This is a genomic window from Rugamonas sp. GW822-FHT03B10, from assembly GCF_058801745.1.
The window spans coordinates 111,008-131,148 of the sequence record NZ_JBXANP010000008.1 but is presented as its reverse complement, the minus strand read 5'-3'; the positions used below and the strand labels follow the sequence as shown (position 1 = coordinate 131,148).

Here is a 20,141-nt window from a genome sequence, read left to right as displayed (position 1 = left end):
GTTAGTGGACCACGTGGACGTTGTGGAACTGCAGGGCCGCCAGATTGGCATACACGCCGCCCAGCGCCACCAGCGAAGCATGGGTGCCGGTTTCGACGATCTTGCCGTCTTCCATGACGATAATGCGGTCGGCGCGCTGCACGGTGGCCAGGCGGTGGGCGATGATGACGGTGGTGCGGCCCACCATCGCCGCCTCCAGCGCCGACTGCACCAGGCGCTCCGATTCCGCGTCCAGCGCGCTGGTCGCTTCGTCCAGCAGCAGCAGCGGCGGGTTTTTCAGCAGCGCGCGGGCGATGGCGATGCGCTGGCGCTGACCGCCGGACAGGCGCACGCCGCGCTCGCCGAGGAACGACTGGTAGCCTTCCGGCAGGCGCTCGATGAACTCGTGGGCGGCGGCCAGCTTGGCGGCCTGGATCACTTCCGCGTCGGTGGCGCCGGCGCGGCCGTAGCGGATGTTCTCCATCGCGTTGGCCGAGAAGATCACCGTATCCTGCGGCACGATGCCGATCGCGTCGCGCAGCGTGTGCAGGTCGAGGCGGGTGATGTCCACGCCATCGAGCTTGATGGTGCCTTGCTGCGGATCGTAGAAGCGCAGGAACAACTGGAACAAGGTGGTCTTGCCGGCGCCGGACGGGCCGACCACGGCCAACGTTTCACCGGGTTTGATGTCGAGCGACAGCTGTTCCAGTGCCTGGGTGTCGGGGCGCGAAGGATAGTTGAACGTCACGTTCTGCAGCGCCAGCGCGGCGCCATTGGCCGCGCGCGGCGGCAGCGCCAGCGGCTGGGTCGGCGATTCGATGCGCGACTTGGCCGACATCAGTTCCAGCAGCCGTTCGGTGGCGCCGGCGGCGCGCTGGGCTTCACCCATCACTTCCGACAGGGCGCCGATGGAACCGGCCACGATGGAGGCGTACAGGATGAACTGGCCCAGGTCGCCGCCCGTCATCGTGCCTTCGATCACGGCGTGCGCGCCCAGCCACAGCACGAACACGATGGTGCCGAACACCAGCACGATCGCGATCATGGTCAGCAGCGCGCGCGCGCGGATGCGGCGCATGGCCGTCAGGAAGGCGCCTTCGACGGACGCGCCGAAACGATCGGACTCCACCTTCTCATGGGTGAAGGCCTGCACGGTGGGCATGGCGTTCAGGATCTCGCCGGCCATGGCCGAGGCGTCGGCGATGCGGTCCTGCGAATCGCGCGACAGCTTGCGCACGCGGCGGCCGAACATCACGATCGGCAGCACGGTCAGCACCAGCAGGCCGATGATGATGGACGACAGCTTGACGCTGGTGACGAACAACATCGCCAGGCCGCCCAGGAACAGCAGCATGTTACGCAGCGCCATGGAGATGCTGGTGCCCACCACGGCCTGGATCAGCGTGGTGTCGGTGGTGATGCGCGACAGGACTTCGCCGGTCTGCGTGGTTTCGAAGAATTCGGGGCTTTGCGTGACGACGTGCTTGTACACGGCGCTGCGGATGTCGGCCGTGACGCGCTCGCCCAGCCAGGACACGGTGTAGAAGCGGGCCGCCGTGGCCAGCGCCAGCACGGTGGCGACGGCGAACAGGGCCAGGAACACCAGGTCCACGTGCTGGATGCTCTTGCTGCCGGCCGCGCCGCCGAAACCGAGGTCGATCATCTGCTTGAAGGCGGCCGGGATGGCCAGCGTGGAGGCGGCGGCCACCACCAGCGCGATACCGGCCATCATGAACTGGCGGCGGTACGGCAGCAGGAACGGTATCAGGCCCTTGAAGGCGGCCAGGCTGCCTTTCTTCAGTTGACGCGATTCTGCGGGCGCCGCGGCGGACGGTGTGCTGGCGGTGGTGCTATTTGTCATCGTGTTGGCAGTATTAGTGGTCATCGTATTCAAAGTTTCATGGCCCCCGCATACCCGGTCAGTTCCAGGTAGGCGCGGCCCACGGGCTCGCCGTCGCGGTTGACCGTGACGGCGCCTTCCCAGTACACGGCGCCGGTCGAACGCCGCGAGTCCAGCTCCTGGTCGTCCTGCAACGGCACGATCTGCCATGCGGTGCGACCGGTGGTGAGCAGGGTGGCAACGGGATACTCGGCATTGGTGCGGGGCGAACGCCACCGCCGCTGCGGGGTAAAACTAACCTGGTCCGGCGCGTAATCCGTGATCTTACCGGATGCGTCGCGCCATGTCGCGTGCGCCCATAGTTTACCACCTGTGGCGCTTCTGATCTGGAAAGCCATCAGGGCGCCGCCGTCGTCCAGATTGGCGCCCACCCAATCCCATCCCGAGGCGGCCGGATCGAGCACCTGGGACGACCATTCGTGATCGAACCAGCTGCGCCCCGTCACGGCCAGCGTCTTGCCCTGGCGGGTGATGGTGCCGCTGGTGGCCAGTTGCGGCGCGCTGTAGTAGTAGCTGGCCTGGGCCGGCTGCGGGCCCTTGCGCGAGTAGCCGCCGTCGCCTTGCAACAACAGCGGCTGGGTGGGCGTCAGGCGCAGCGCCAGCGTGAAGCCGGTCGTGTCCACGCTGATGCGGTAGCTGTCGTCGGCCTCGCGCACCATGCGCCAGGCATCGAGCTTGACGTCGGTGTCGCCCAGCTTCGCGTAGGCCAGGCCGAAGCCCTCGCGCGCGCTGCGCTGGTCGTGCAGCAGCTTGCCGTTGGCCGGATCGGACAGGGCGGCGTGGCCGATGATCATCTGTTTGGGTGCGAAGCGGCTCGGGTTGGCGCGGTCATGCGGCGTGGCGCTGCGGAAGAACGTGACCTGGTAGCCGAGCGGCTTGCCGTCCGCGCCCTTGAGCCAGCCGGTCACGTACCACCATTCGGTCTTGAACCCGGGATGGGCGCCGTAACTGGCGGGGAAGGGCAGCGGCGTGGCCAGCGGCGTGACGGCGGCGTAGTGCGGCGGCGCGGCCAGGGCCGGCGCGCACAGCACGGCCAGCAGCGCCGCGATGATGATGGAAGCCAGACGTTGCAGCATTACCAATCCTCCCGTACGGCCCGTATCGGTCCGCCGGACAGCGCCTGGCGCCCGGCCAGTAGCGCCGTCAACGCGGCGGCGCCCAGCAGCAGGCCGGCCACGATGGCCAGCAGGCCCCACGGCAGGTGCAGTTGCATGGTCCAGTGGAACGATTGCGGATTGATGACGAATACGAGGATCAGGCTGATGACCCAGCCCAGCGCAAAGCCAGTCACGATGCCGAGGCCCGTGAGGGAACCGCCCTCGATGGCGAGGATGGCCAGCACCTGCCGCCGCGTGACGCCGACGTGGCGCAGCATGCCGAACTCGCGCGCCCGCGCCAGCGTCTGGGCCGAGAACGTGGCCGCCACGCCGAACAGGCCGATCACGATGGCGATCGCTTCCAGCAGATAGGTGATGGCGAAGCTGCGGTCGAACACCTGCATGCTCATGGCGCGGATGTCGGACGGCGCGCCGAAGTCCAGACGGTCGCCGAACGGCAGGCGCTTGGCCCGTTCTATCGTCTGCGCGGTGGTGGTGCCCGGCGTCAGCCACAGGGCCGCATCGCTGACTTCCATGTCGCCGGTGATGGCGCGGTAGTCGGATAAACGCATCTGGATCGAGCCGGTGGGGCGGGCGTAATCGCGCCACACACCGGCCACGAAGAATGCATGCGACTGTCCGGCCAGCGGCAGGGCGATGCGCTGGCCGGGCGTCATGCCATACAGGTCGACCATCGCTTCGGATACCCAGACCGGCGGCACGCCGGCCGGCGCGGGCAGGGCGGCGCCGACCAGCGGCAGCAGGCGGCCCGGATCGGTCGCATCGATGTAGCGGGCCATCAGGGCCACGTTGGGACGCTCGGCCGCCAGCGACAACGAGCGGGCGCGCAGGAAGTCGGCCTTTTGCACGCCGGGCAGCGCGGCCAGCGCGGCCTGTTCCGGCGGCCGCAGGCCGGCCGTGACGCCGCCGCTGGCCGAGCGCACATACAGGTCGGCCGGCAGCAGGTGCTGCAGCCAGTCGTCGAGCGACACGCGGAAGCTGGCCACCATGATCGCCATGGCCACCATCAGGCTGAAGCTCGACAGCACGCCGCCGAGCGCGATCCCGGCCTGGCCGGAGGCGTTGGCCAGGCGCGCCAGCGTCAGCGTCACCACGGGCGAGGCGTCTGGCCGGTGCGCGGTGGCGGCGCTCCAGCGCGCGTGCGCGGCGCGGAACACGGCGGCGGCCAGCCGCGGCATGAGGGCGATGGTCCCGACCAGCAGCAGCGCGACGGACAGATAGCCGAAGATCGGCAATTCCAAGACGGGCGGCGCGCGGCTCAGCAGCGCGGCCAGCGCCAGGCAGGCGATGGCGGGCCAGGCGGTGTCCAGGCGCGCGATGGTGGCTTCCTCGGTGCCCGATTTGAGGGCCACGGCAGGCCGTGCGCGGGCCGCCTCCAGCGCCGGGGCCGCGCAGCCTAGCAGGGCCACGCCCACGCCGAGCGCGAAATAGACCAGCGCCGCCACCGGCGTGAAATGCACGGATGGCTGGACGCCGGCGAACAAGCCCGCGCCCAGGTCGGCGCCGAAAAAGCGCAGCATGGCGGCCGCGATGCCATAGCCGGCCACGATGCCGATGGCCGAACCGACCACGCCCAGGCACAGGCCTTCGAGCAGGATCTGGCGCAGCAGACGGTGGCGGTCCATGCCCAGCACGCGCAGCAGCGCGAACTGGCTGCGGCGCCGGATCACGGACAAGGCCTGGGTCGAGAACACGAGGAAGGCGCCGGTGAACAGCGCCACCAGCGCGAGGACGGTCAGGTTGACGCGGTAGGCGCGGCTCACGCCTTCGTTGCGGCTGTTCTGTTCAGCGTCGTTGGGCTGGCCCACGCGGAAGCGGCCCGGATAGCGGCGCTCCAGATCGCGCGCCAGCCGGGTCTTGAACGCTTCGCGGTCGACCCCGTCGCGCAACTTGAAGTCGATGCGCGACAACTGGCCCAGCTTGTTGAAGCGCCACTGGGCCGCGCCGATGTCCATCACGCCCAGGCGCTGGCCGGCGCGCGCATGCAGCAGCGGCCCGGCCACGCGCAGGCGCACGGTGTCGGTGCCGTTTTGCACGGCCAGCGTGCCGTTGCGTTCGAGCTTGAGCCAGGACAGCGCGGCCGGCGCGAGGAAGATCGCATCGTCGGCCAGCGTGTCGTAAGGCTGGTCGTCGGCGGGCACGCCCAGCAGGTCCGGCGTCACGAACGCGGCCCGCATGGCGTCCACGCCGATGATCTTGAGCGCGCTGCGCTGGCCGGGCAGGGAAGCGTCGAATTCCAGCACGGGCGAGGCCACGGCCACGCCGTCGCGGGTGGCCAGATCGGGATAAACCGTTTCGTCGAAAAACGCCTCCGTGCCGCGTACCTGCACGTCGGCCACGCCCGACAAGCCCTTGATGGCGGACGAGAATTCATTGAACGCGGCGGCGTTGATCAGGTGGATGGCGAAGCCGAGCGCGATGCCGACGGCGATGGCGGCGATGGCCGTGATGGCGCGCAGCGGGTGCGCGCGCCATTCGCCGAGCAGCAGCCAGCGCGACAGCCGGCGCAGACCGGCGGCCATCGTGCGGCGATCGGGTGGGGCTAGGACTGCGGACATTCGAGCGCCAGTTTGTCGGCCGCGTACCGGGCCCGCCGTTGCGCATGGTCGGCGGCCTTGCCGCTGGCGCTTTTCGCCGCATCGTCGGCCATCTGACGTTGCAGCGTGAGACGGCCACATTTCAGTCGTCTGGCTTCGGCGGCGCGGTCGGCGCGTGCCTGCGCGCGCGCGTCGGCTTTCTCACGTTGCAGACGTTCCTTTTGCAGCGCGTCCGCCTGGCGCCTGGTGTTCGCCAGTTCGGCGGCGGCGCTGGCCGCCGCGTCGGCCGATGGCGTGGCCGGCGTGTCGAGTACGGCACCGCGCCCATCCGCGCACGGTTCGGCGCCGTAGCTGATCTTGCCGTCGGCGGACGTGCATTTGTAGACCGGCTGCGCGCAGGCGCCGGCGGCCCACAGCAGGCCGGCGGCGAGCAGCGGGCGCGCCAGGGCGCTCACAGGATCTTCCCCGGGTTCATGATGCCCAGCGGGTCCAGCGCGGCTTTGATGGCCCGCATCAGGTCCAGTTCCACGGCGCTCTTGTAGTGGGCCAGATCGTCGCGTTTGAGCGCGCCGATGCCGTGTTCGGCCGAGATCGAACCGCCGAATCTGGCCACGCTGTCGTGCACCACGCGGTTGACGGCGGCCTGGTTGGCCAGGAAAGCGTCGTGGCCGACACCGTCCGGCGGCGCCACGTTGAAATGCAGGTTGCCGTCGCCGAGGTGGCCGAAGCACACCAGCTGGCAGCCCGGGAACGCCTGCTGCAACAATGGTTCCGTGATGGCGATGAATTCCGCGATACGCGAGACGGGCAGCGAGATGTCATGCTTGATGTTCTTGCCGGCCGCCGCCTGGGCCAGCGGAATGTGCTCGCGCAGTTGCCACAGTCCGGCCGACTGCGCGATCGAGCTGGCCACCACGGCATCGTCGATGACGCCCTGTTCCAATGCCGCGCCGATGGCGTCTTCCAGCAGGCCCACCGCGTGCTGTTCGGATTCGTTGCTTGATAACTCAAGTAATACATACTGCGCGTGGGGCGCCGTGAATGGCTTGGGCAGCAGGGGGAAATGCTGCGCCACCAGCGCCAGACAGAATTGCGACATCAGCTCGAAGCCGGTCAGGCTGGCGCCGCAGCGGTCCTGCATCAGGGTGAGCAAGCGCAGCGCGTGGCCGGGCGTGGGCATGGCGGCCAGCGCCGTGATGCAGGCTTTCGGTTGCGGATACAGCTTGAGCACCGCGCCCGTGATCACGCCCAGCGTGCCTTCCGCGCCGATGTACAGGTCGCGCAAGTCGTAGCCGGTATTGTCCTTGCGCAGACCGCGCAAGCCATCCCACAACTGGCCCTGCGGCGTGACCACCTCCAGGCCCAGGCACAGTTCGCGCGTGTTCCCGTAGCGCAGGACCGCGGTGCCGCCCGCGTTGGTCGACAGGTTGCCGCCGATGCTGCAGCTGCCCTCGGCGGCCAGCGACAGCGGGAACAGGCAACCTTCGGCCGCCGCCGCCTCCTGCACCTGCTGCAGGATGCAACCGGCATCGACCGTGATGGTGCGGTTGACGGGATCGACGGCGCGGACACGGTTCAGGCGCGCCAGCGACAGCACCACGGCACCGCCGCTGGCGTCGGGCACGCTGCCCAGCACCAGCCCGGTGCGCCCGCCTTGCGGCACCATCGGCACCCGCCACTGCGCGCAGGCCGCCACCAGCAGGCGCACCTGCTCGACCGTCGCGGGGCGCAGCACGGCGGCGGCTTTGCCGGTGAAGCGTCCGCGCCAGTCGGTCAGATAGGGCGCCATGCCGGCATCGTCGCAGACGACGAAATCATCGCCCACCACGCCGCGGCAGTGGGCCAGGAAGTCGTGCAGGAAGGTGGCGGGCAGGCTCATTTCGCGCGGTTGACCTTTTCCAGCAGTTCCTTGGCCATGCGTTTGGCGGCCTTCTTGTACGGGCGCAGGTACATCACGGCGCACACGAAATAGATGCACACGATGGCGGCCTCGCCCCAGCCCAGCCAGGCGGACATGGTGCCCTTGTCGCTGTAGCCGCGCACCACGCCCTCCGTGAAGTACAGCAGGATCATCATGGACGACCATTGCAGCGTGTAGATGTCGCGCTTGAACACACCGTACAGGGGGATCAGCAGCGGCACGGCCTTGAGCACCACCCACGAGCCGCCGGGATGCAGCGGTGCCAGCACCATTTCCCACAGCACGCACCAGATGATGAGCAATACCAGGCTGGCGATGGCGCCAAGGTGGAAGTAGCGATGCAGCTTATCGTTGACCATCATTGCCCCCGCAGTTTGACGGCCGTTTCGGCCAGGCGCCGGCCCAGCGCGATGGCCAGCCGCTTCTCATCGTCCGTGATGGCCAGTTTGCCATCGAGTCCGGCCCAGTGGCTTGCGCCATACGGCGTGCCGCCGCTGGCGGTGGTCATCAGTTCGGGCTGGGTGTAGGGCAGGCCAAGCACCATCATCCCGTGGTGGAACAGCGGGATCATCATCGACAGCAGCGTCGCTTCCTGGCCGCCGTGCAGGCTGCCGGTGGAGGTGAACACGCAGGCGGGCTTGCCGGCCAGCGTGCCGGACAGCCAGTCGGCCGAGGTGCCATCCCAGAAATACTTCATGGCCGAGGCCATGTTGCCGAAGCGCGTGGGCGAACCCAATGCCAGCCCGGCGCATTCCCGCAAGTCCTCCAGTTCCACGTAGGGCGCGCCCTCGGGCGGCACCTCCGGTTCGGTCGCCACGGTCACGGTGGAGACGGCCGGCACCGTGCGCAGGCGCGCATCGCAGCCCGGAACGCTCTCGATGCCCTGGGCGATCAGCTCCGCCAGTTTCCTGGTGGCGCCGTGACGCGAGTAAAACAATACGAGAATAATCAGATTGGATCGGTTCATCATTGTTATTATATGGCCCTTTAGCGGGTGGCATGACTGCTACTTTTGCATCCTGATTATCGAGTCCATGCTTTTAAAATACGTTCCCATGTTCTGGCACTTCCTGAAACAGCGCTGCACCGGCGGCGCGGAGGCGGTGCGTTCGCTGTCGTGGCAGGAAATCCGCGACCTGTTGCTGTTCGCGCGCCGCCGCCTGCGCGAGGAGAGCCTGACCCAGGTGGCCGGCAGCCTCACGTTCACGTCCGTGTTCGCGCTGGTGCCGCTGCTGACGATCGCGCTGGCCATCTTCACCACTTTCCCGATGTTCAACACCTTCCGCAAAGCGCTGGAAGCCTATTTTATCCAAAGCGTGATGCCGAAGGGGATAGCCAACACCATCATGAGTTACCTGACCGGGTTCGCGTCCAAGGCCACGCGGCTGTCGGCCGTGGGCGCGGTGGCGCTGGTGGTGACGTCGATCGCCATGATGGGCACGATCGAACGCGTGTTCAACCGCATCTGGCAGGTGCGCCGCGGACGGGGCTGGACCAAGCGCATCCTGGTGTACTGGGCGCTCATCACGCTGGGACCGCTGCTGATCGGCGGCTCGTTGACCTTGTCGTCGCACTTCTTCATTGCCACCAGCGACCTGGTGGGCGGCATTCCCGTGCTGGGCGCCTTGATCTATACCATCTTGTCGATCGCCCTGACGACGGCCGGATATACGCTGCTGTATGTGGCCGTGCCCAACCGCGAGGTGGACTGGCGCGACGCGGCCTGGGGTGGGCTGGTGGCTGGCGTGGCATTCGAGGTGGCCAAGCGCGGCTTCGCGGTGTTCATCATCCAGTCGCCCACCTATTCGAAGATATACGGCGCGCTGGCGGCCTTGCCCTTGTTTCTGCTGTGGGTCTACGTGTCGTGGCTGATCACGCTGGTGGGCGCGCTGCTGGTGGCGGCGCTGCCGGTGGTGAAATACGAGCGCTGGTGGCACGAGGCCGTGCCCGGCGGCGAATTCGTCGATGCGATGGCGATACTGAAAGTGCTGTACGCGGCGCGCAAGGCCAGCGACACGGCGCTGGTGAACGCCGGCACCATCCGCCGCGCCACCCGGCTGGGCTTCGATGAGATGGATGTGTTGTTGGAGAGGATGGCGGCCGAGGGCTGGGTGGGGCGGATGCAGACCGAGGCGCCGCGCCGGGTCCAGTGGGGCAAACGGGTCAGCGACAGCGGCGACCATTGGGTGCTGCTGGCCAACGTGGACCGGCTGACGCTGGCCGACGTCTACCGCTTGTTCGTGTTCGGCGGCATGCCTGTCAACGCCGGCGTGGTGGCCGATGGCGACGATGAGCGCGACGCGCGGGCCGCGCGCGATGCGGCCTCGCTGGCGCGCGCGGTGGAGGGCGCCGTCGAGCAGGGCTTGGGGCGCACGTTGGCCGAGCAGTTCGGCTAGCCGGCGCGCCGGCGCGCCGCGGCGCCGGCCGGGCTCGGACTTGCCAGACCCTATTGGTTGACGAAGCCGTACAGCGCCTCGCGCACCGCGTCCGGCTGTTCGCTCATCAGCGAGTGGCCGCTGTCGACCTGCACCACCTTGCCGTGGGCGATGGTGGAGGTGAGCAGCTTGGTCGAGCGGGGTGGCGTCATCATGTCCTTGCGGCCGAACAGGAACAGGGTGGGGCAGCGCACCGATTGCGCGGCCGCTTCGCCGTTGGCGTAGCTGTTGCAGGCCGAGAAATCGGTGTGGAACACCAGCGCCGGGTTGATGGCCGAGATGCGCTGCATCAGCCGCCGCGCGCCATCCATGACGGACATGCCCGGCCCCGCGTTGGACGGCTTGCGGGTGGCCGACGAATGTGACCAGATGTTGACCATGTCGATGGCCTCCGCCTCGTTGGTGCGCGCCGTCTCCAGCAGCGCGTCCGACACCTTCATCGGGTAGGTCGAACCGATCATGCCCAAATGCGTGACGCGCTGCGGCGCCCGGAACGCGGCCTCCAGCGCGATCAGCGATCCCATGCTGTGCCCGAACAGGGCCGCCCGCTGTACGCCGGCCGCGTCCAGCACGGCCAGCAGCCAGTCGGCCAGCGCCTCCACGCTGGCCTTGGCCGCGCCCTGGCTGCGGCCATGCCCCGGCAAGTCCACGGCCAGCACGCCGTGGCCATGGTGGGCGAAATAACGGGTCTGCAAGGTCCACACGCTATGGTCGTTCTGCGCGCCATGGATGAACACCACGGTCGGCAGCGATGGGTCGAACGGCTTGCCGCCCGTGTAGCAATAGGCGTCCACACCTTCCACGTTGAGCAGCATGTCAGGCTCCTTTCTGCGACAGTTTGAGGCCGCGGGCCAGGTCCTCGATCAGATCGTCCGCATCCTCCAGCCCGACGGACAGGCGCATCGTGCTTTCCGTGATGCCGGCGGCGGCCAGCTGCTCGGTCGGCACGCGGAAGTGGGTGGTCGAAGCGGGATGGATCACGAGCGACTTCGCGTCGCCCACGTTGGCCAGGTGCGAGAACACTTGCAGACTTTCGACGAATCGCTTGCCGGCTGCGCGGTCGCCCTTGATGCTGAACGAGAGCACGGCGCCGCAGCCCTTGGGCAGCAGGGTCTTGGCCAGTTCGTAGTCGGGATGGCTGGGCAGCTCAGGGTAGGACACGGCTTCCACGGCCGGATTGGACAGCAGGAACTCGGCGACCTTGCGCGTGTTGGCCACGTGCCGTTCCATGCGCAGACCCAGCGTCTCCACGCCCTGCAGGATGGCGAATGCGTTGTGCGGACTCATGATGGCGCCGAAATCGCGCAAGCCTTCGCGCCGCGCGCGCAGCGCGAACGCGCCGACGGTCGATTCTTCCGTGAACACCATGCCGTGGAAGCCGTCGTACGGCTCGCACAGCTCGGCGAAGTGGCCCGTCTTGTCGTGCGCGGCCTGCCAGTCGAAGGTGCCGCCGTCCACCAGCAGGCCGCCCATGGCCGTGCCATGGCCGCACAGGAATTTGGTGGCCGAGTGGAACACGAGGTCGGCGCCCAGTTCGCAAGGGCGCAGCAAATAGGGCGTGGTGAAGGTGGAATCGACCATCAGCGGCAGGTGGTGCTCATGCGCCAGCGCCGCCACTTGCGGCACGTTGAGCACGTCCAGCCCGGGATTGCCCAGCGTTTCGGCGAACAGCAGCTTGGTGTTGGGTCGGATGGCGGCGCGCCAGGCGTCGAGGTCGCGCGGATCGACGAAGGTGGTGTCGATGCCGAAGCGCTTGAGCGTGTAGGCCAGCAGGTTGTGCGAGCCGCCGTACAGCGCGCGCGAGGCCACGATGTGCGAGCCGGCGCCGGCGATGGTGGTCAGGCCCAGGTGCAGGGCGGCCTGGCCGCTGGCCGTGGCGATGCCGGCCACGCCGCCCTCCAGCGCGGCGATGCGTTCTTCCAGCACGGCGTTGGTGGGGTTGCTGATGCGCGAATACACGTGGCCGGCCCGCTCCATGTTGAACAGCGACGCGGCGTGGTCGGCGTCCTGGAAGGCGAAGGCGGTGGTGAAGTAGATCGGGGTGGCGCGGGCGCCGGTGGCCGGGTCGGGTGACGCGCCGGCGTGCAGCGACAAAGTATCGAAGCCAGGGTAGTGGGGGCCGCTCATGTTGTCTCAACTGGTGGTTGGAATGCTGGGCATCCTACCTTGAAACGTGCCGTAGCAACAGTGGCAAACAGTGTTGCGATTTGATTATCCGCAACGCTGGATTTTTTGCCGGGCTTAGGCTACATTCGCTATAAGGCTACGACAAGTAGAAATCTCATTCATATAGCCCATCACACAGCGGATAGGACGGCCCAAAATGAAAGTTTCCGAAATTCTCCAGGTTAAAGGCAATATTCTTTACACCATTTCCCCCGACCAGCCACTGGTGGAAGCGGCCAACACCATGGCTGAAAAAGACATCGGCTCGCTGGTGGTGATGGAGTTTGGCGATCTGGTTGGCATGCTGACCTTCCGCGAAGTCCTCAAGGCCGTGCACAGCAACGATGGCGCCGTGGGCGGCGGCACCGTGCGCAAGCACATGGACGACCATCCGATCACCGTCACGCCGGACACTGAAGTGAACGAAGTGCGCCGCATCATGCTGGAAAAGCACGCGCGCTACCTGCCGGTGATGAACGCCAAGACGCTGCTGGGCGTGATCTCGTTCTACGACGTGGCGCGCGCCGTGCTTGAAGCGCAGAGCTTCGAGAACCGCATGCTCAAGGCCTACATCCGCGACTGGCCGGCCGAAACGACGGAATGAGCGTGCGCGCCGCCACGAGGCGGCCCGCGACAAACGGGGCGATGCCACCTGCGGGTGGCATCGCTTTTTTTACGCCCCGGTCCACACCGCGTAGACCAGCGCCACCGGCAGCACCGCGACGGCCCATGCCAGCAGCCGCCGCAATGTGACGCGGACCAGCAGCATGCGCCCCGCGAGGTAGCCGGAGAAGGCGCCGCTGGCCAGCAGCAGCGCGCTGCGGGCGGCCGGCAGCCAGTCCAGGTTGATGCGCTCGGCCTTCAGGTGGCCGGCCGTCAGCAGGAACAGGCCGGTGAAGATGCTCGCGCCGGCCAGCGGCACCAGCGCCAGCGCCAGCCGCTGCCACGACAGGTCGGGGAGGCTGGCGATCCGCGCCGCCAGCCGCAGCGCCAGCAACACGGCCGCACCCAGCGCCAGGCCGCCGCCCAGGATGAACAGCAGCACGCAGATCCCGTCCAGCCACGTGAACACATCGTTGGCGGCCGGGTAGTGGGTCAGCAGCCACCACGGCGCGTTGTCCTGCAACAGCACGAAGCTGTCGCGCGCGATCAGCCAGTCGGCCAGCAGGGTTTTCAGTTGCACGAAGCGGGCGCTGGCCGACCACTGGAACGCGGCCGTGGCGATGCCGATCACGCCCAGGCCCAGCATCAGCGCCTCGGCCGTGGTGGCGTCCTTGTTGGTGGTGGCGAGGATCTCGCTGGCCGGCGTCCGCAGCGCCAGCGCGACGGCGTCCTTGTGGCCGCTGCATCGCCCGCATGCATGGCAGGCCGATGCGCTTTTCATGTGCCGGATGTCGATCAGCGGCGCGCAATCGACGGCTGGCGTGCGGGTCGTGTCGCGCTGCCACGCTTGCGCATCGACGCGGTAGTGCAGCGGGGCGATCTTCGCCAGCAGCCCGAACACGCCATTGGCCGGACACAGATAGCGGCACCACACGCGCTTGCCTTTGCCGTACACGAATCCGACCGTGACCGCCACCACCGTCGAGCCGCCCAGCACCAGCAGCGCCGCTTGCGGGTATTCGTACACGCTGACCAGTTGCCCGTAGACGGTGGTGCAGACGAAGGCCGTCAACGGCCAGCCGCTCCAGCGCATCCAGCGCGGGATCGGCCGCCCCAGCCCGCGCCGGCTGGCGAATTCGGACAGCGAACCTTCCGGGCAGAACACGCCGCACCACACGCGCCCCAGCAGCATGGTGCCCAGCATGACGAACGGCCACCAGATGCCCCAGAACAGGAACTGGGCGAACAGGCGCAGGTTGCCGTACAGGTGCGCATCCTCGGGCGGGATCGGCATGAACGCCGGCACCACCAGCAGCACCAGATAGAACAGCACCACCATCCATTGCAGCGCGATGATGACGCGCCGGTGCCGACGCATGGCGTGGCCGATGGCGGCCAGCCGCCCGGCCGGCGTGGGGGGCGGATCTTGGGCCCCGGTACGGCCGGCAGCGTGTGCTGCGGCATGAGTGGCGGCATGGGTGCTTGCATGGGCGGCGGCATGGGCCGCGGCGGCGCCGCGCGCAGCCTCGGAGCGGACCGGAACGATGGGGATGCTACGCATGGCGGGCAAGACGGCGTTGGGTGGCCAGCACCGCGATCCAGTACAGCGCATAGAAGACGGCCAGCGTCAGCGACGGGCGCGCGCGGTAGCCGGTGAAGGCGGCCACCAGCGCGCCGCCGGGGCTGCCGTCGTCGAGCAGCGCCGCGCTGTTCCACAGGGGATCGACCAGCGCCGGCAGCCAGCCGCCGCCGATCAGGCGGTCCACGGCGCTGCTCAACAGCGCCGCCGCGAACAGCAGCAACAGCGCGCCGCTGATGCGGAAGAAGCGCCGGTAGTCGAGCAGGCCCAGGCCACTGCTGACGATCCATGCCGTCAGCAAAGCCAGCCCCAGTCCGGCGACGGCGCCGGTGGCCATGCGGCCGGCCCCTTCGGCCACACCCATGCCATACAAGAAGATAGCGGTCTCCGCGCCCTCGCGCGCGATGGCCAGCGCGGCGATGACGGCGATGCCGGCCGTGCCGGCGCGGGCCGTGGCCCGTTCCAGTCCGCTTTCGAGTTCGCGTTTCATGTGGCGGCCATGGCGCTGCATCCACAGCACCATCTGCACGATCAGGCCCGCCGCCACCAGCAGCATGGCCAGTTGAAACCATTCGAGCGTGGCGCCGGACAGCTCGTCCTGGGCCGCCACCATGGCCCAGCCCAGCAGCGCGGCCAGCGCCGCGCCGGCGGCCGAGCCGGTCCACAGCGCGCCCAGTCCACGGCTGCCGTTGCGGCGCACCCAGGCGTGCAGCACGCCGATCACCAGCATCGCTTCCACGCTCTCGCGCCACACGATGAACAAGGCGTTACCCATGCGCGGCCTCCCTCATTTGACGACGATGCGGCCTTGCGCCGTTTGGGGGTGGAAGTCGCCGAAGAATGGATAGCTGCCCGGCTTAAGCGGCATGAAGATCAGGAAGCTGGACGCGCCGGGCGCCAGCACCTTCTCCTTGCGCAGTTCCGTGCTCTCGAACTCCTCCGCACCCGGTCCCTCGTTCTTGATCAGCAGGCGGAACTTGGTGTTGGCCGGGGCCTCGATGACGGCGGGGACGAAGCGGCCGTCGCGGATCACGAGGTTCAGCGTGGGCATGTCGCCCGCCATGGCGGCCGGCGCGGCCAGCAAGGGAAGCAGGCAGGCGGCCAGCCAGGCGCCGGCCAGCCAGCGGCGCGGCGCGTTGATGTGCGGTAGTGTAAGCATGGGTTCCTTCAATAACTGAGTTGGGCGCGCAGGCCGGCGATGGTGATGGCCGCGGCGCCGGGCATGGCGGCCGGATGGCTGATGTATTGCAGCGTCGGCGACAGCTCGAACTGGCGGCTGATGCGGTAGCGGTAGTAGAGCTCCGCCACCCGTTCCGCGCCCGTCGCGCCGCTCAGCGCGCGGTACGGGGCGCTGCTACGTAGCCAGCCGAAGGCCACGCCTACGCTGTCGCCACCCCGGCTCCAACTGCTGCCGTTGACTACGGCGCCGGCCGTCAGGGCGCGGTCGAAGCGCACTTCGCCGCGCGTCTGCTGGCCGTAACGGGCAAACACGGTCACATCGTCGCCCACGCGCTGATCCACGGACGCGCCCCAGCCCCGGTGCTGGTCCGGCGCCGCGTCGGCCTCGTCCAGATGGCTGGCCTGACTGTTGCGCCAGGCGTAGAGCCGGTAATTGCCGGCCAGGCCGCCGAACAGGCGCTGTTCCGTCTCGGCCTGCGCCAGCAGCAATGGCGAGCGCAGCGTGTGCTGGTAGTTGGCGCCGGTGGCGCCGGCGCCGAACACTCCCAGCGACAGGCGCCAGCTTTCCGGCTTGCCGGCCGTGTTGTGGTACGACAGGCGGAAGCCGGGCGCGAAGCCGTTGGCGTCCACGCCGATGTCGCCGCCCGCGTCGAGCAGTGGATTGTGGACGAAGATGGTGTTGGTGAACTGGCGCGTTTCGTCGCCGGCCACGGCGTTCTGGTCGAAGAACGCGAACGGGTCCATCTTGCCGAAGCCGACTTCCAGCGTCTCGCGCGAGCGCGGCGCGTGGCCGCCGAGCGGCAACGGCAGGCTGGCCTGGTACCAGGCCTGGGCCAGCACGGCCACGGCGTCGTCCGGCCGCACGCCACCCAGCACGCGGAACGCGGTGGCGTTGGGTTTGGAGAAGGAGGGCAGGTCGTTCAGCCCGTCGCCCTGGCCGATGCGGAACTGCGCGTAGACGCGTTGTTCGACCGTGCCCAGGTTGGCCAGCGGCAGCGTGACGAAGGCATCGGCCCGGTAATTGAGCTGGCTGTAGGTGTTGGCGGCGCTGCTTGGTTTCTGGGCCATGGTCGTGAGGCTGAAGCCGGCGTTGATGCCGTCCAGTCCCTTGAGCTTGCGCAGCGTACCGCGCGCGCCTTCGGCCTGCATCTCCACCGCCTTCAGGCGCGACGTCAGTTCCGGTTCATTTTCGCTGATGCGGTCGCTCTCCAGGCTGGCGTCGGCCAGATGCTGCTGCGCTTCCAGCGTGGCCACCCGTTGTTCGAGCGGGATGGCCGGTGTGGCCGGGGTGGCCGCCGTGGTCGTCGTCGCGGCGGCGGGCTGCCCGGCGCGCAGCGCCTGTTCCAGCTCGGCATTGCGCTGTTCCAGTCGCTCCATGCGGGCGCCAAGCTTGGCCACCAGCTGGCGCAGGGCCGCCACGTCGGCGCGCGCGCCGGACGCGGTGGGGGCGGCGGGTGCGGCAATGGCGGCCTGGGTCAGGCCCGCCAGCACGAGGGCGCCGCACAACTGGCGGGGCAGGGGATGACGCATGGCTCAGTACCCGCCCTTCTTGCCGATGCCGACGTAGGTGAAGTCGAACTCCACGTCGAACGGCTTGAACCACGGGCGCACGCCCGTCAGCCGGTCGGTGTGGCGGCCGAAATGGCTGTGCTTGCTCTCGGAGGGCGGCAGGATGGTGTAGCGCACATGGTAGCGGCCCGGGCCGAACAGTTTGATGTTGTCGCCATAGTGGGGACCGTCGTTGGCCACCATCGGCATGAATTCGCCATTGACCTTCTGGGCGCTGCCATCCTTGCTCACTTCAAACTTGACCATCAGGTAGGGTATCCAGGCGCCTTCCTCGAAGCCGTTCGGATTACCGCCCAGCGCGTGAATGTCGGCCTCGATGTGGATGTCCGATTCCTCGGCCCGTTTCATCATGCCGTCCGGTTCCATCACGACCGGTTGCAGGTAGACGGCGCCGATCTCCATGCCGGCGCGCTGCTGCGGCGTGCCGATCGGGTATTCGACGGCGCTGGCCGGCGCGGCGGCGGCCAGGGCGGCCAGGGCCGCGACCGCGAGGCGGGCGGCGGGTGGGGCGAGGTGGAAACGCATACTGATCCTTTGCAAACTCGAATTGAGTGCAAATGATAAGCGTTCGCATTTACATTTGTAATTGACCCAGGTTAAGAATTTCCAGCCTGAGGGCCGGGAATCGCCACGCCGGACGCGGCGGGGTGACGAAGGGAAGGGGCAGGGATGGCGGCGGGCGCCGGCGGCGCCCGCCCGGGTTCAGGCCGCGCCTTGCAGCGCGTCGTCGGCGAGCCAGCTGGCCAGTACGGGCGCCGTCATCGGGCGCGCGAACAGGAAGCCCTGGGCCAGCGGGCAGCCCAGCGTTTGCAGGATCATGGCCTGGCGTTCGTCCTCCACGCCTTCCGCGATCACCGCCAGGCCCAGGTTGCGGCCGAGCTGGATCACCATCTCGGCGATGCTGCTGCCGCGCGCGGAGCCGGTGATCTCGGTGACGAAGGCGCGGTCTATCTTCAGGCGGTCGATCTGCAAGCGCTGCAGATAGGACAGCGACGAGAAGCCGGTGCCGAAATCGTCGATCGCGATACTGACGCCGGTCTGCTTGATCTGGCCCAGCATCTTGATGAGCAGGTCCGGCTCCTCCATGGCCATCGACTCCGTGATTTCGAGTTCCACGAATTCGGGCGGCGCCTTGGTGTCCTCCAGCGCCGCGCGCAGCATCTCCAGGAAGTAGGGGTGGCGGAACTGCACCTGCGACACGTTGATCGACATCATGAAGTTGTCGTGGCCGGCCGCGCGCAGCAACACCAGCTCGCGCATGGCGGTGCGCATCACCCACTCGCCCAGGTCGATGATCAGGCCCGAATACTCGGCGATGGGGATGAAGCGGTCCGGCGAGATGAACTTGCCGTCCGGCGTCTGCCAGCGCAGCAGCGCTTCCGCGCCCATCGGCCGGCGGGTGACGAGGTCGATCTGCGGCTGGTAGACGACGAACAACTGGTCCTGGCCGAAGGCCGTGCGCAGCGCGTGCATCATGCGCACCCGCTCGCGGATCTCCACGCCCATGCTGCGCGAGAAATAGAAGTGGCCGGCGCGCTGCTGCAGCTTGGCGCGCTTGAGGGCGATGTCGGCGTCCTTGAGCGCATCGGCGCCGCTGCCGTCATGCTCGTTCAGGCGCACCAGGCCCAGCGTGGCCGACAGCCGCACATCCTGGCCGTCGATGTTGAACGGGGTCTGGAACAGGCCGAGGATGCTGGCCGGATTGACCTGGGTCGAGTCGCCCAGCACGCAGAAGATGTCGCCGCCGATGCGCGCCACCGTCAGCTGGTCGCCCAGGCGCGACTGCAGGCGCTGGGCCACGGTCACCAGCAGCGTATCGCCAAACTGGTGGCCGAGCGCGTCGTTGGTTTCGGCGAAGTGGTCGAGGTCCACCAGCGACAGGGTGGACGTCTCGCGGGCCGGGCTGGCCAGCATTTCGTCCAGGATCTCAATCAGGCGGGTGCGGTTGGGCAGCTTGGAGAGCTGGTCGTAGAAGGCCGCGTTGTGCAGGTGCGAGACCAGCTCCACGTTGTCGAGGCCGACGGCCACGTTGCTGCAGAACACTTCCAGCAGGCGCTCGTCGATGTCGGTCATGGCGCGCTGCATGTCGAGGAAGGCGACGAAGTCGCGGCTGGCCTTGCCGGCGAAGTAGAGCGTGATGTAATCGGGGCCGTACAGGTTGCGCCGTTCCGTCAGCGACTGTTCCATCGCCGCGTACATGCGCGGGTCGGCCTTGGCCGTCAGCTGCAAGCCTTCCAGGTGGCAATAGTTACCGGCCGTGGCCATCACCAGCCACTCGTCGCAGCCATCCTCCGGGCACTCGCGCACGCACAGTGCGCCGCTCGCCTGCTGGCCCATCAGCGAGGCCGACTGGTGCAGCACGCCGGCGGCGAAATTGTGCACGCCGTGCAGCGTCATCAACTCGGTGCTGGCCTGCACGATCTGGCTCAGGCCGCGCCGGCTGTCGCTGATCTTGCGGATTTGCTCGTAGGAGCGGATGGCCGCCGTCACCGTCGTGTACAGCTTGATGCGGGTCAGCTCGGACTTGGTCTTGTAATCGTTGATGTCGAAATCGCGGATGGCGTCGATCTCGGGCGCGTAGCCGGGCTGGCCGGTGCGCAGGATGATGCGCACGTCGGCCAGTTTCAGCGTTTCGCGGATGTAGCGCACCAGGTGCAGGCCGGCGTCGTCCTGTTCCATCACCACGTCGAGCAGGATGACGGCGATTTCCTGTTCATGCTGGAGCATCTCGCGCGCCTGGCTGGCCGAATACGCGTGCACGAATTCGAGCGGCCGGTGCTGCATGTCGAGGTTGCCCAGGGCGAAGGTGGTGGTCGAGTGCACGTCCTCATCGTCGTCGATGATCATGACCCGCCAGACACTGCGCACACCGCCAGCTTCCGTCGTCGCCGGGTGCTCTTCTAAGAATACCAGATCGTCGTGATCGTCCTTGGATTGCTCAAGGGGGGTGATCGATGGGGGCATGTGTCGCATCTCCAGGATATCTTGGTGTTCTCGGATTAAGTATATAGCGAATTGTTCCAGAGAACGACGTTTTCAGCAGTTTCCGGGCGGCATAAAGTGTCAAAGTGCAAGTTTTGTCTGAAAGGCGACAACAAACGCGGCCGCGAATTTGGTACTGGTGCGTACCATGTTGTCAAAATGCCGCCTGGCGG

General features: G+C 67.8%; 17 protein-coding genes. 2 read left to right on the top strand and 15 right to left on the bottom strand.

Translation table 11 applies throughout. The features are described 5' to 3' along the window. Position 1: 1 nt before the first annotated feature. From AC1RQG_RS15190 to wrbA, 7 genes are read right to left on the bottom strand one after another with little or no spacing between them, the layout of a single operon-like run. Positions 2 to 1,840 carry an ABC transporter transmembrane domain-containing protein gene (locus AC1RQG_RS15190; RefSeq protein WP_493132973.1) on the bottom strand — a complete coding sequence of 613 codons (1,839 nt, stop codon included), beginning with the start codon at positions 1,838 to 1,840 and terminating at the stop codon, positions 2 to 4. 29 nt (positions 1,841 to 1,869) lie between these two features. Next, positions 1,870 to 2,955 carry a lipocalin-like domain-containing protein gene (locus tag AC1RQG_RS15185; RefSeq protein WP_493132765.1) on the bottom strand — a complete coding sequence of 362 codons (1,086 nt, stop codon included), beginning with the start codon at positions 2,953 to 2,955 and terminating at the stop codon, positions 1,870 to 1,872. Beyond that, positions 2,955 to 5,555, bottom strand: coding sequence for an FtsX-like permease family protein (locus AC1RQG_RS15180; protein ID WP_493132762.1), 2,601 nt, complete (start codon positions 5,553 to 5,555; stop codon positions 2,955 to 2,957). Before AC1RQG_RS15180 ends, AC1RQG_RS15185 begins: the two co-directional genes overlap by 1 nt. Then, a complete protein-coding gene (locus AC1RQG_RS15175; protein ID WP_493132759.1) occupies positions 5,540 to 5,989 on the bottom strand; it encodes a DUF4124 domain-containing protein in 450 nt (149 codons plus the stop codon). The genes AC1RQG_RS15180 and AC1RQG_RS15175 overlap by 16 nt, the downstream gene beginning before the upstream one ends. Further along, a complete protein-coding gene (locus AC1RQG_RS15170) occupies positions 5,986 to 7,413 on the bottom strand; it encodes an FAD-binding oxidoreductase (protein ID WP_493132756.1) in 1,428 nt (475 codons plus the stop codon). Before AC1RQG_RS15170 ends, AC1RQG_RS15175 begins: the two co-directional genes overlap by 4 nt. After that, positions 7,410 to 7,817 carry a DUF2069 domain-containing protein gene (locus AC1RQG_RS15165; protein WP_493132754.1) on the bottom strand — a complete coding sequence of 136 codons (408 nt, stop codon included), beginning with the start codon at positions 7,815 to 7,817 and terminating at the stop codon, positions 7,410 to 7,412. The genes AC1RQG_RS15170 and AC1RQG_RS15165 overlap by 4 nt, the downstream gene beginning before the upstream one ends. Next, entirely contained in the window at positions 7,814 to 8,422 is a 609-nt protein-coding gene (gene wrbA / locus AC1RQG_RS15160; protein ID WP_493132752.1) for an NAD(P)H:quinone oxidoreductase, read from the bottom strand. Before wrbA ends, AC1RQG_RS15165 begins: the two co-directional genes overlap by 4 nt. Positions 8,423 to 8,510: 88 nt before the next feature. Between wrbA and AC1RQG_RS15155 the strand changes: the two genes are divergently transcribed. Continuing rightward, positions 8,511 to 9,851: a YihY family inner membrane protein gene (locus AC1RQG_RS15155; RefSeq protein ID WP_493132750.1), complete on the top strand. Its 1,341-nt coding sequence runs from the start codon at positions 8,511 to 8,513 to the stop codon at positions 9,849 to 9,851. A 50-nt stretch (positions 9,852 to 9,901) separates the two neighbouring features. On the opposite strand, the gene AC1RQG_RS15150 is transcribed toward AC1RQG_RS15155, so the two are convergent. Both AC1RQG_RS15150 and AC1RQG_RS15145 read right to left on the bottom strand, forming a co-directional pair. Further along, positions 9,902 to 10,705 (bottom strand): alpha/beta fold hydrolase, encoded by an 804-nt coding sequence (locus AC1RQG_RS15150; RefSeq protein WP_493132748.1) that lies wholly within the window; start codon positions 10,703 to 10,705, stop codon positions 9,902 to 9,904. 1 nt (position 10,706) lies between these two features. Continuing rightward, positions 10,707 to 12,017, bottom strand: a complete 1,311-nt coding sequence (locus tag AC1RQG_RS15145; RefSeq protein ID WP_493132745.1) for an O-acetylhomoserine aminocarboxypropyltransferase — start codon at positions 12,015 to 12,017, stop codon at positions 10,707 to 10,709. Between the two features lie 196 nt (positions 12,018 to 12,213). Here AC1RQG_RS15145 and AC1RQG_RS15140 point away from each other — a divergent pair, with 196 nt between their 5' ends. Further along, entirely contained in the window at positions 12,214 to 12,660 is a 447-nt protein-coding gene (locus tag AC1RQG_RS15140; protein ID WP_182164089.1) for a CBS domain-containing protein, read from the top strand. A 69-nt stretch (positions 12,661 to 12,729) separates the two neighbouring features. Here the strand turns inward: AC1RQG_RS15140 and AC1RQG_RS15135 are convergent, their stop codons facing one another. The 6 genes from AC1RQG_RS15135 to AC1RQG_RS15110 form a co-directional block, all read right to left on the bottom strand. After that, positions 12,730 to 14,037 carry a 4Fe-4S binding protein gene (locus tag AC1RQG_RS15135; RefSeq protein WP_493132972.1) on the bottom strand — a complete coding sequence of 436 codons (1,308 nt, stop codon included), beginning with the start codon at positions 14,035 to 14,037 and terminating at the stop codon, positions 12,730 to 12,732. A gap of 175 nt (positions 14,038 to 14,212) precedes the next feature. Continuing rightward, positions 14,213 to 15,013 carry an FTR1 family iron permease gene (locus AC1RQG_RS15130; protein WP_493132741.1) on the bottom strand — a complete coding sequence of 267 codons (801 nt, stop codon included), beginning with the start codon at positions 15,011 to 15,013 and terminating at the stop codon, positions 14,213 to 14,215. 12 nt (positions 15,014 to 15,025) lie between these two features. Beyond that, positions 15,026 to 15,397, bottom strand: a complete 372-nt coding sequence (locus AC1RQG_RS15125; protein ID WP_493132739.1) for a cupredoxin domain-containing protein — start codon at positions 15,395 to 15,397, stop codon at positions 15,026 to 15,028. Positions 15,398 to 15,405: 8 nt separating this feature from the next. Further along, complete coding sequence (locus AC1RQG_RS15120; RefSeq protein WP_493132737.1) at positions 15,406 to 16,947, bottom strand: carbohydrate porin; 1,542 nt, start codon at positions 16,945 to 16,947, stop codon at positions 15,406 to 15,408. Positions 16,948 to 16,950: 3 nt separating this feature from the next. Next, positions 16,951 to 17,511 carry an iron transporter gene (locus AC1RQG_RS15115; protein ID WP_493132735.1) on the bottom strand — a complete coding sequence of 187 codons (561 nt, stop codon included), beginning with the start codon at positions 17,509 to 17,511 and terminating at the stop codon, positions 16,951 to 16,953. A gap of 177 nt (positions 17,512 to 17,688) precedes the next feature. Next, positions 17,689 to 19,950 carry an EAL domain-containing response regulator gene (locus AC1RQG_RS15110; protein WP_493132732.1) on the bottom strand — a complete coding sequence of 754 codons (2,262 nt, stop codon included), beginning with the start codon at positions 19,948 to 19,950 and terminating at the stop codon, positions 17,689 to 17,691. Positions 19,951 to 20,141 lie beyond the last annotated feature (191 nt).

Excerpts from the sequence above, each read along its gene's own strand:
- AC1RQG_RS15190 (WP_493132973.1), bottom strand. The coding sequence starts at position 1,840 with ATGACAAATAGCACCACCGCCAGCACACCGTCCGCCGCGGCGCCCGCA.
- AC1RQG_RS15185 (WP_493132765.1), bottom strand. The coding sequence starts at position 2,955 with ATGCTGCAACGTCTGGCTTCCATCATCATCGCGGCGCTGCTGGCCGTG.
- AC1RQG_RS15180 (WP_493132762.1), bottom strand. The coding sequence starts at position 5,555 with ATGTCCGCAGTCCTAGCCCCACCCGATCGCCGCACGATGGCCGCCGGT.
- AC1RQG_RS15170 (WP_493132756.1), bottom strand. The coding sequence starts at position 7,413 with ATGAGCCTGCCCGCCACCTTCCTGCACGACTTCCTGGCCCACTGCCGC.
- AC1RQG_RS15165 (WP_493132754.1), bottom strand. The coding sequence starts at position 7,817 with ATGATGGTCAACGATAAGCTGCATCGCTACTTCCACCTTGGCGCCATC.
- wrbA (WP_493132752.1), bottom strand. The coding sequence starts at position 8,422 with ATGAACCGATCCAATCTGATTATTCTCGTATTGTTTTACTCGCGTCAC.
- AC1RQG_RS15155 (WP_493132750.1), top strand. The coding sequence starts at position 8,511 with ATGTTCTGGCACTTCCTGAAACAGCGCTGCACCGGCGGCGCGGAGGCG.
- AC1RQG_RS15150 (WP_493132748.1), bottom strand. The coding sequence starts at position 10,705 with ATGCTGCTCAACGTGGAAGGTGTGGACGCCTATTGCTACACGGGCGGC.
- AC1RQG_RS15145 (WP_493132745.1), bottom strand. The coding sequence starts at position 12,017 with ATGAGCGGCCCCCACTACCCTGGCTTCGATACTTTGTCGCTGCACGCC.
- AC1RQG_RS15140 (WP_182164089.1), top strand. The coding sequence starts at position 12,214 with ATGAAAGTTTCCGAAATTCTCCAGGTTAAAGGCAATATTCTTTACACC.
- AC1RQG_RS15135 (WP_493132972.1), bottom strand. The coding sequence starts at position 14,037 with ATGCGTCGGCACCGGCGCGTCATCATCGCGCTGCAATGGATGGTGGTG.
- AC1RQG_RS15130 (WP_493132741.1), bottom strand. The coding sequence starts at position 15,013 with ATGGGTAACGCCTTGTTCATCGTGTGGCGCGAGAGCGTGGAAGCGATG.
- AC1RQG_RS15125 (WP_493132739.1), bottom strand. The coding sequence starts at position 15,397 with ATGCTTACACTACCGCACATCAACGCGCCGCGCCGCTGGCTGGCCGGC.
- AC1RQG_RS15120 (WP_493132737.1), bottom strand. The coding sequence starts at position 16,947 with ATGCGTCATCCCCTGCCCCGCCAGTTGTGCGGCGCCCTCGTGCTGGCG.
- AC1RQG_RS15115 (WP_493132735.1), bottom strand. The coding sequence starts at position 17,511 with ATGCGTTTCCACCTCGCCCCACCCGCCGCCCGCCTCGCGGTCGCGGCC.
- AC1RQG_RS15110 (WP_493132732.1), bottom strand. The coding sequence starts at position 19,950 with ATGCCCCCATCGATCACCCCCCTTGAGCAATCCAAGGACGATCACGAC.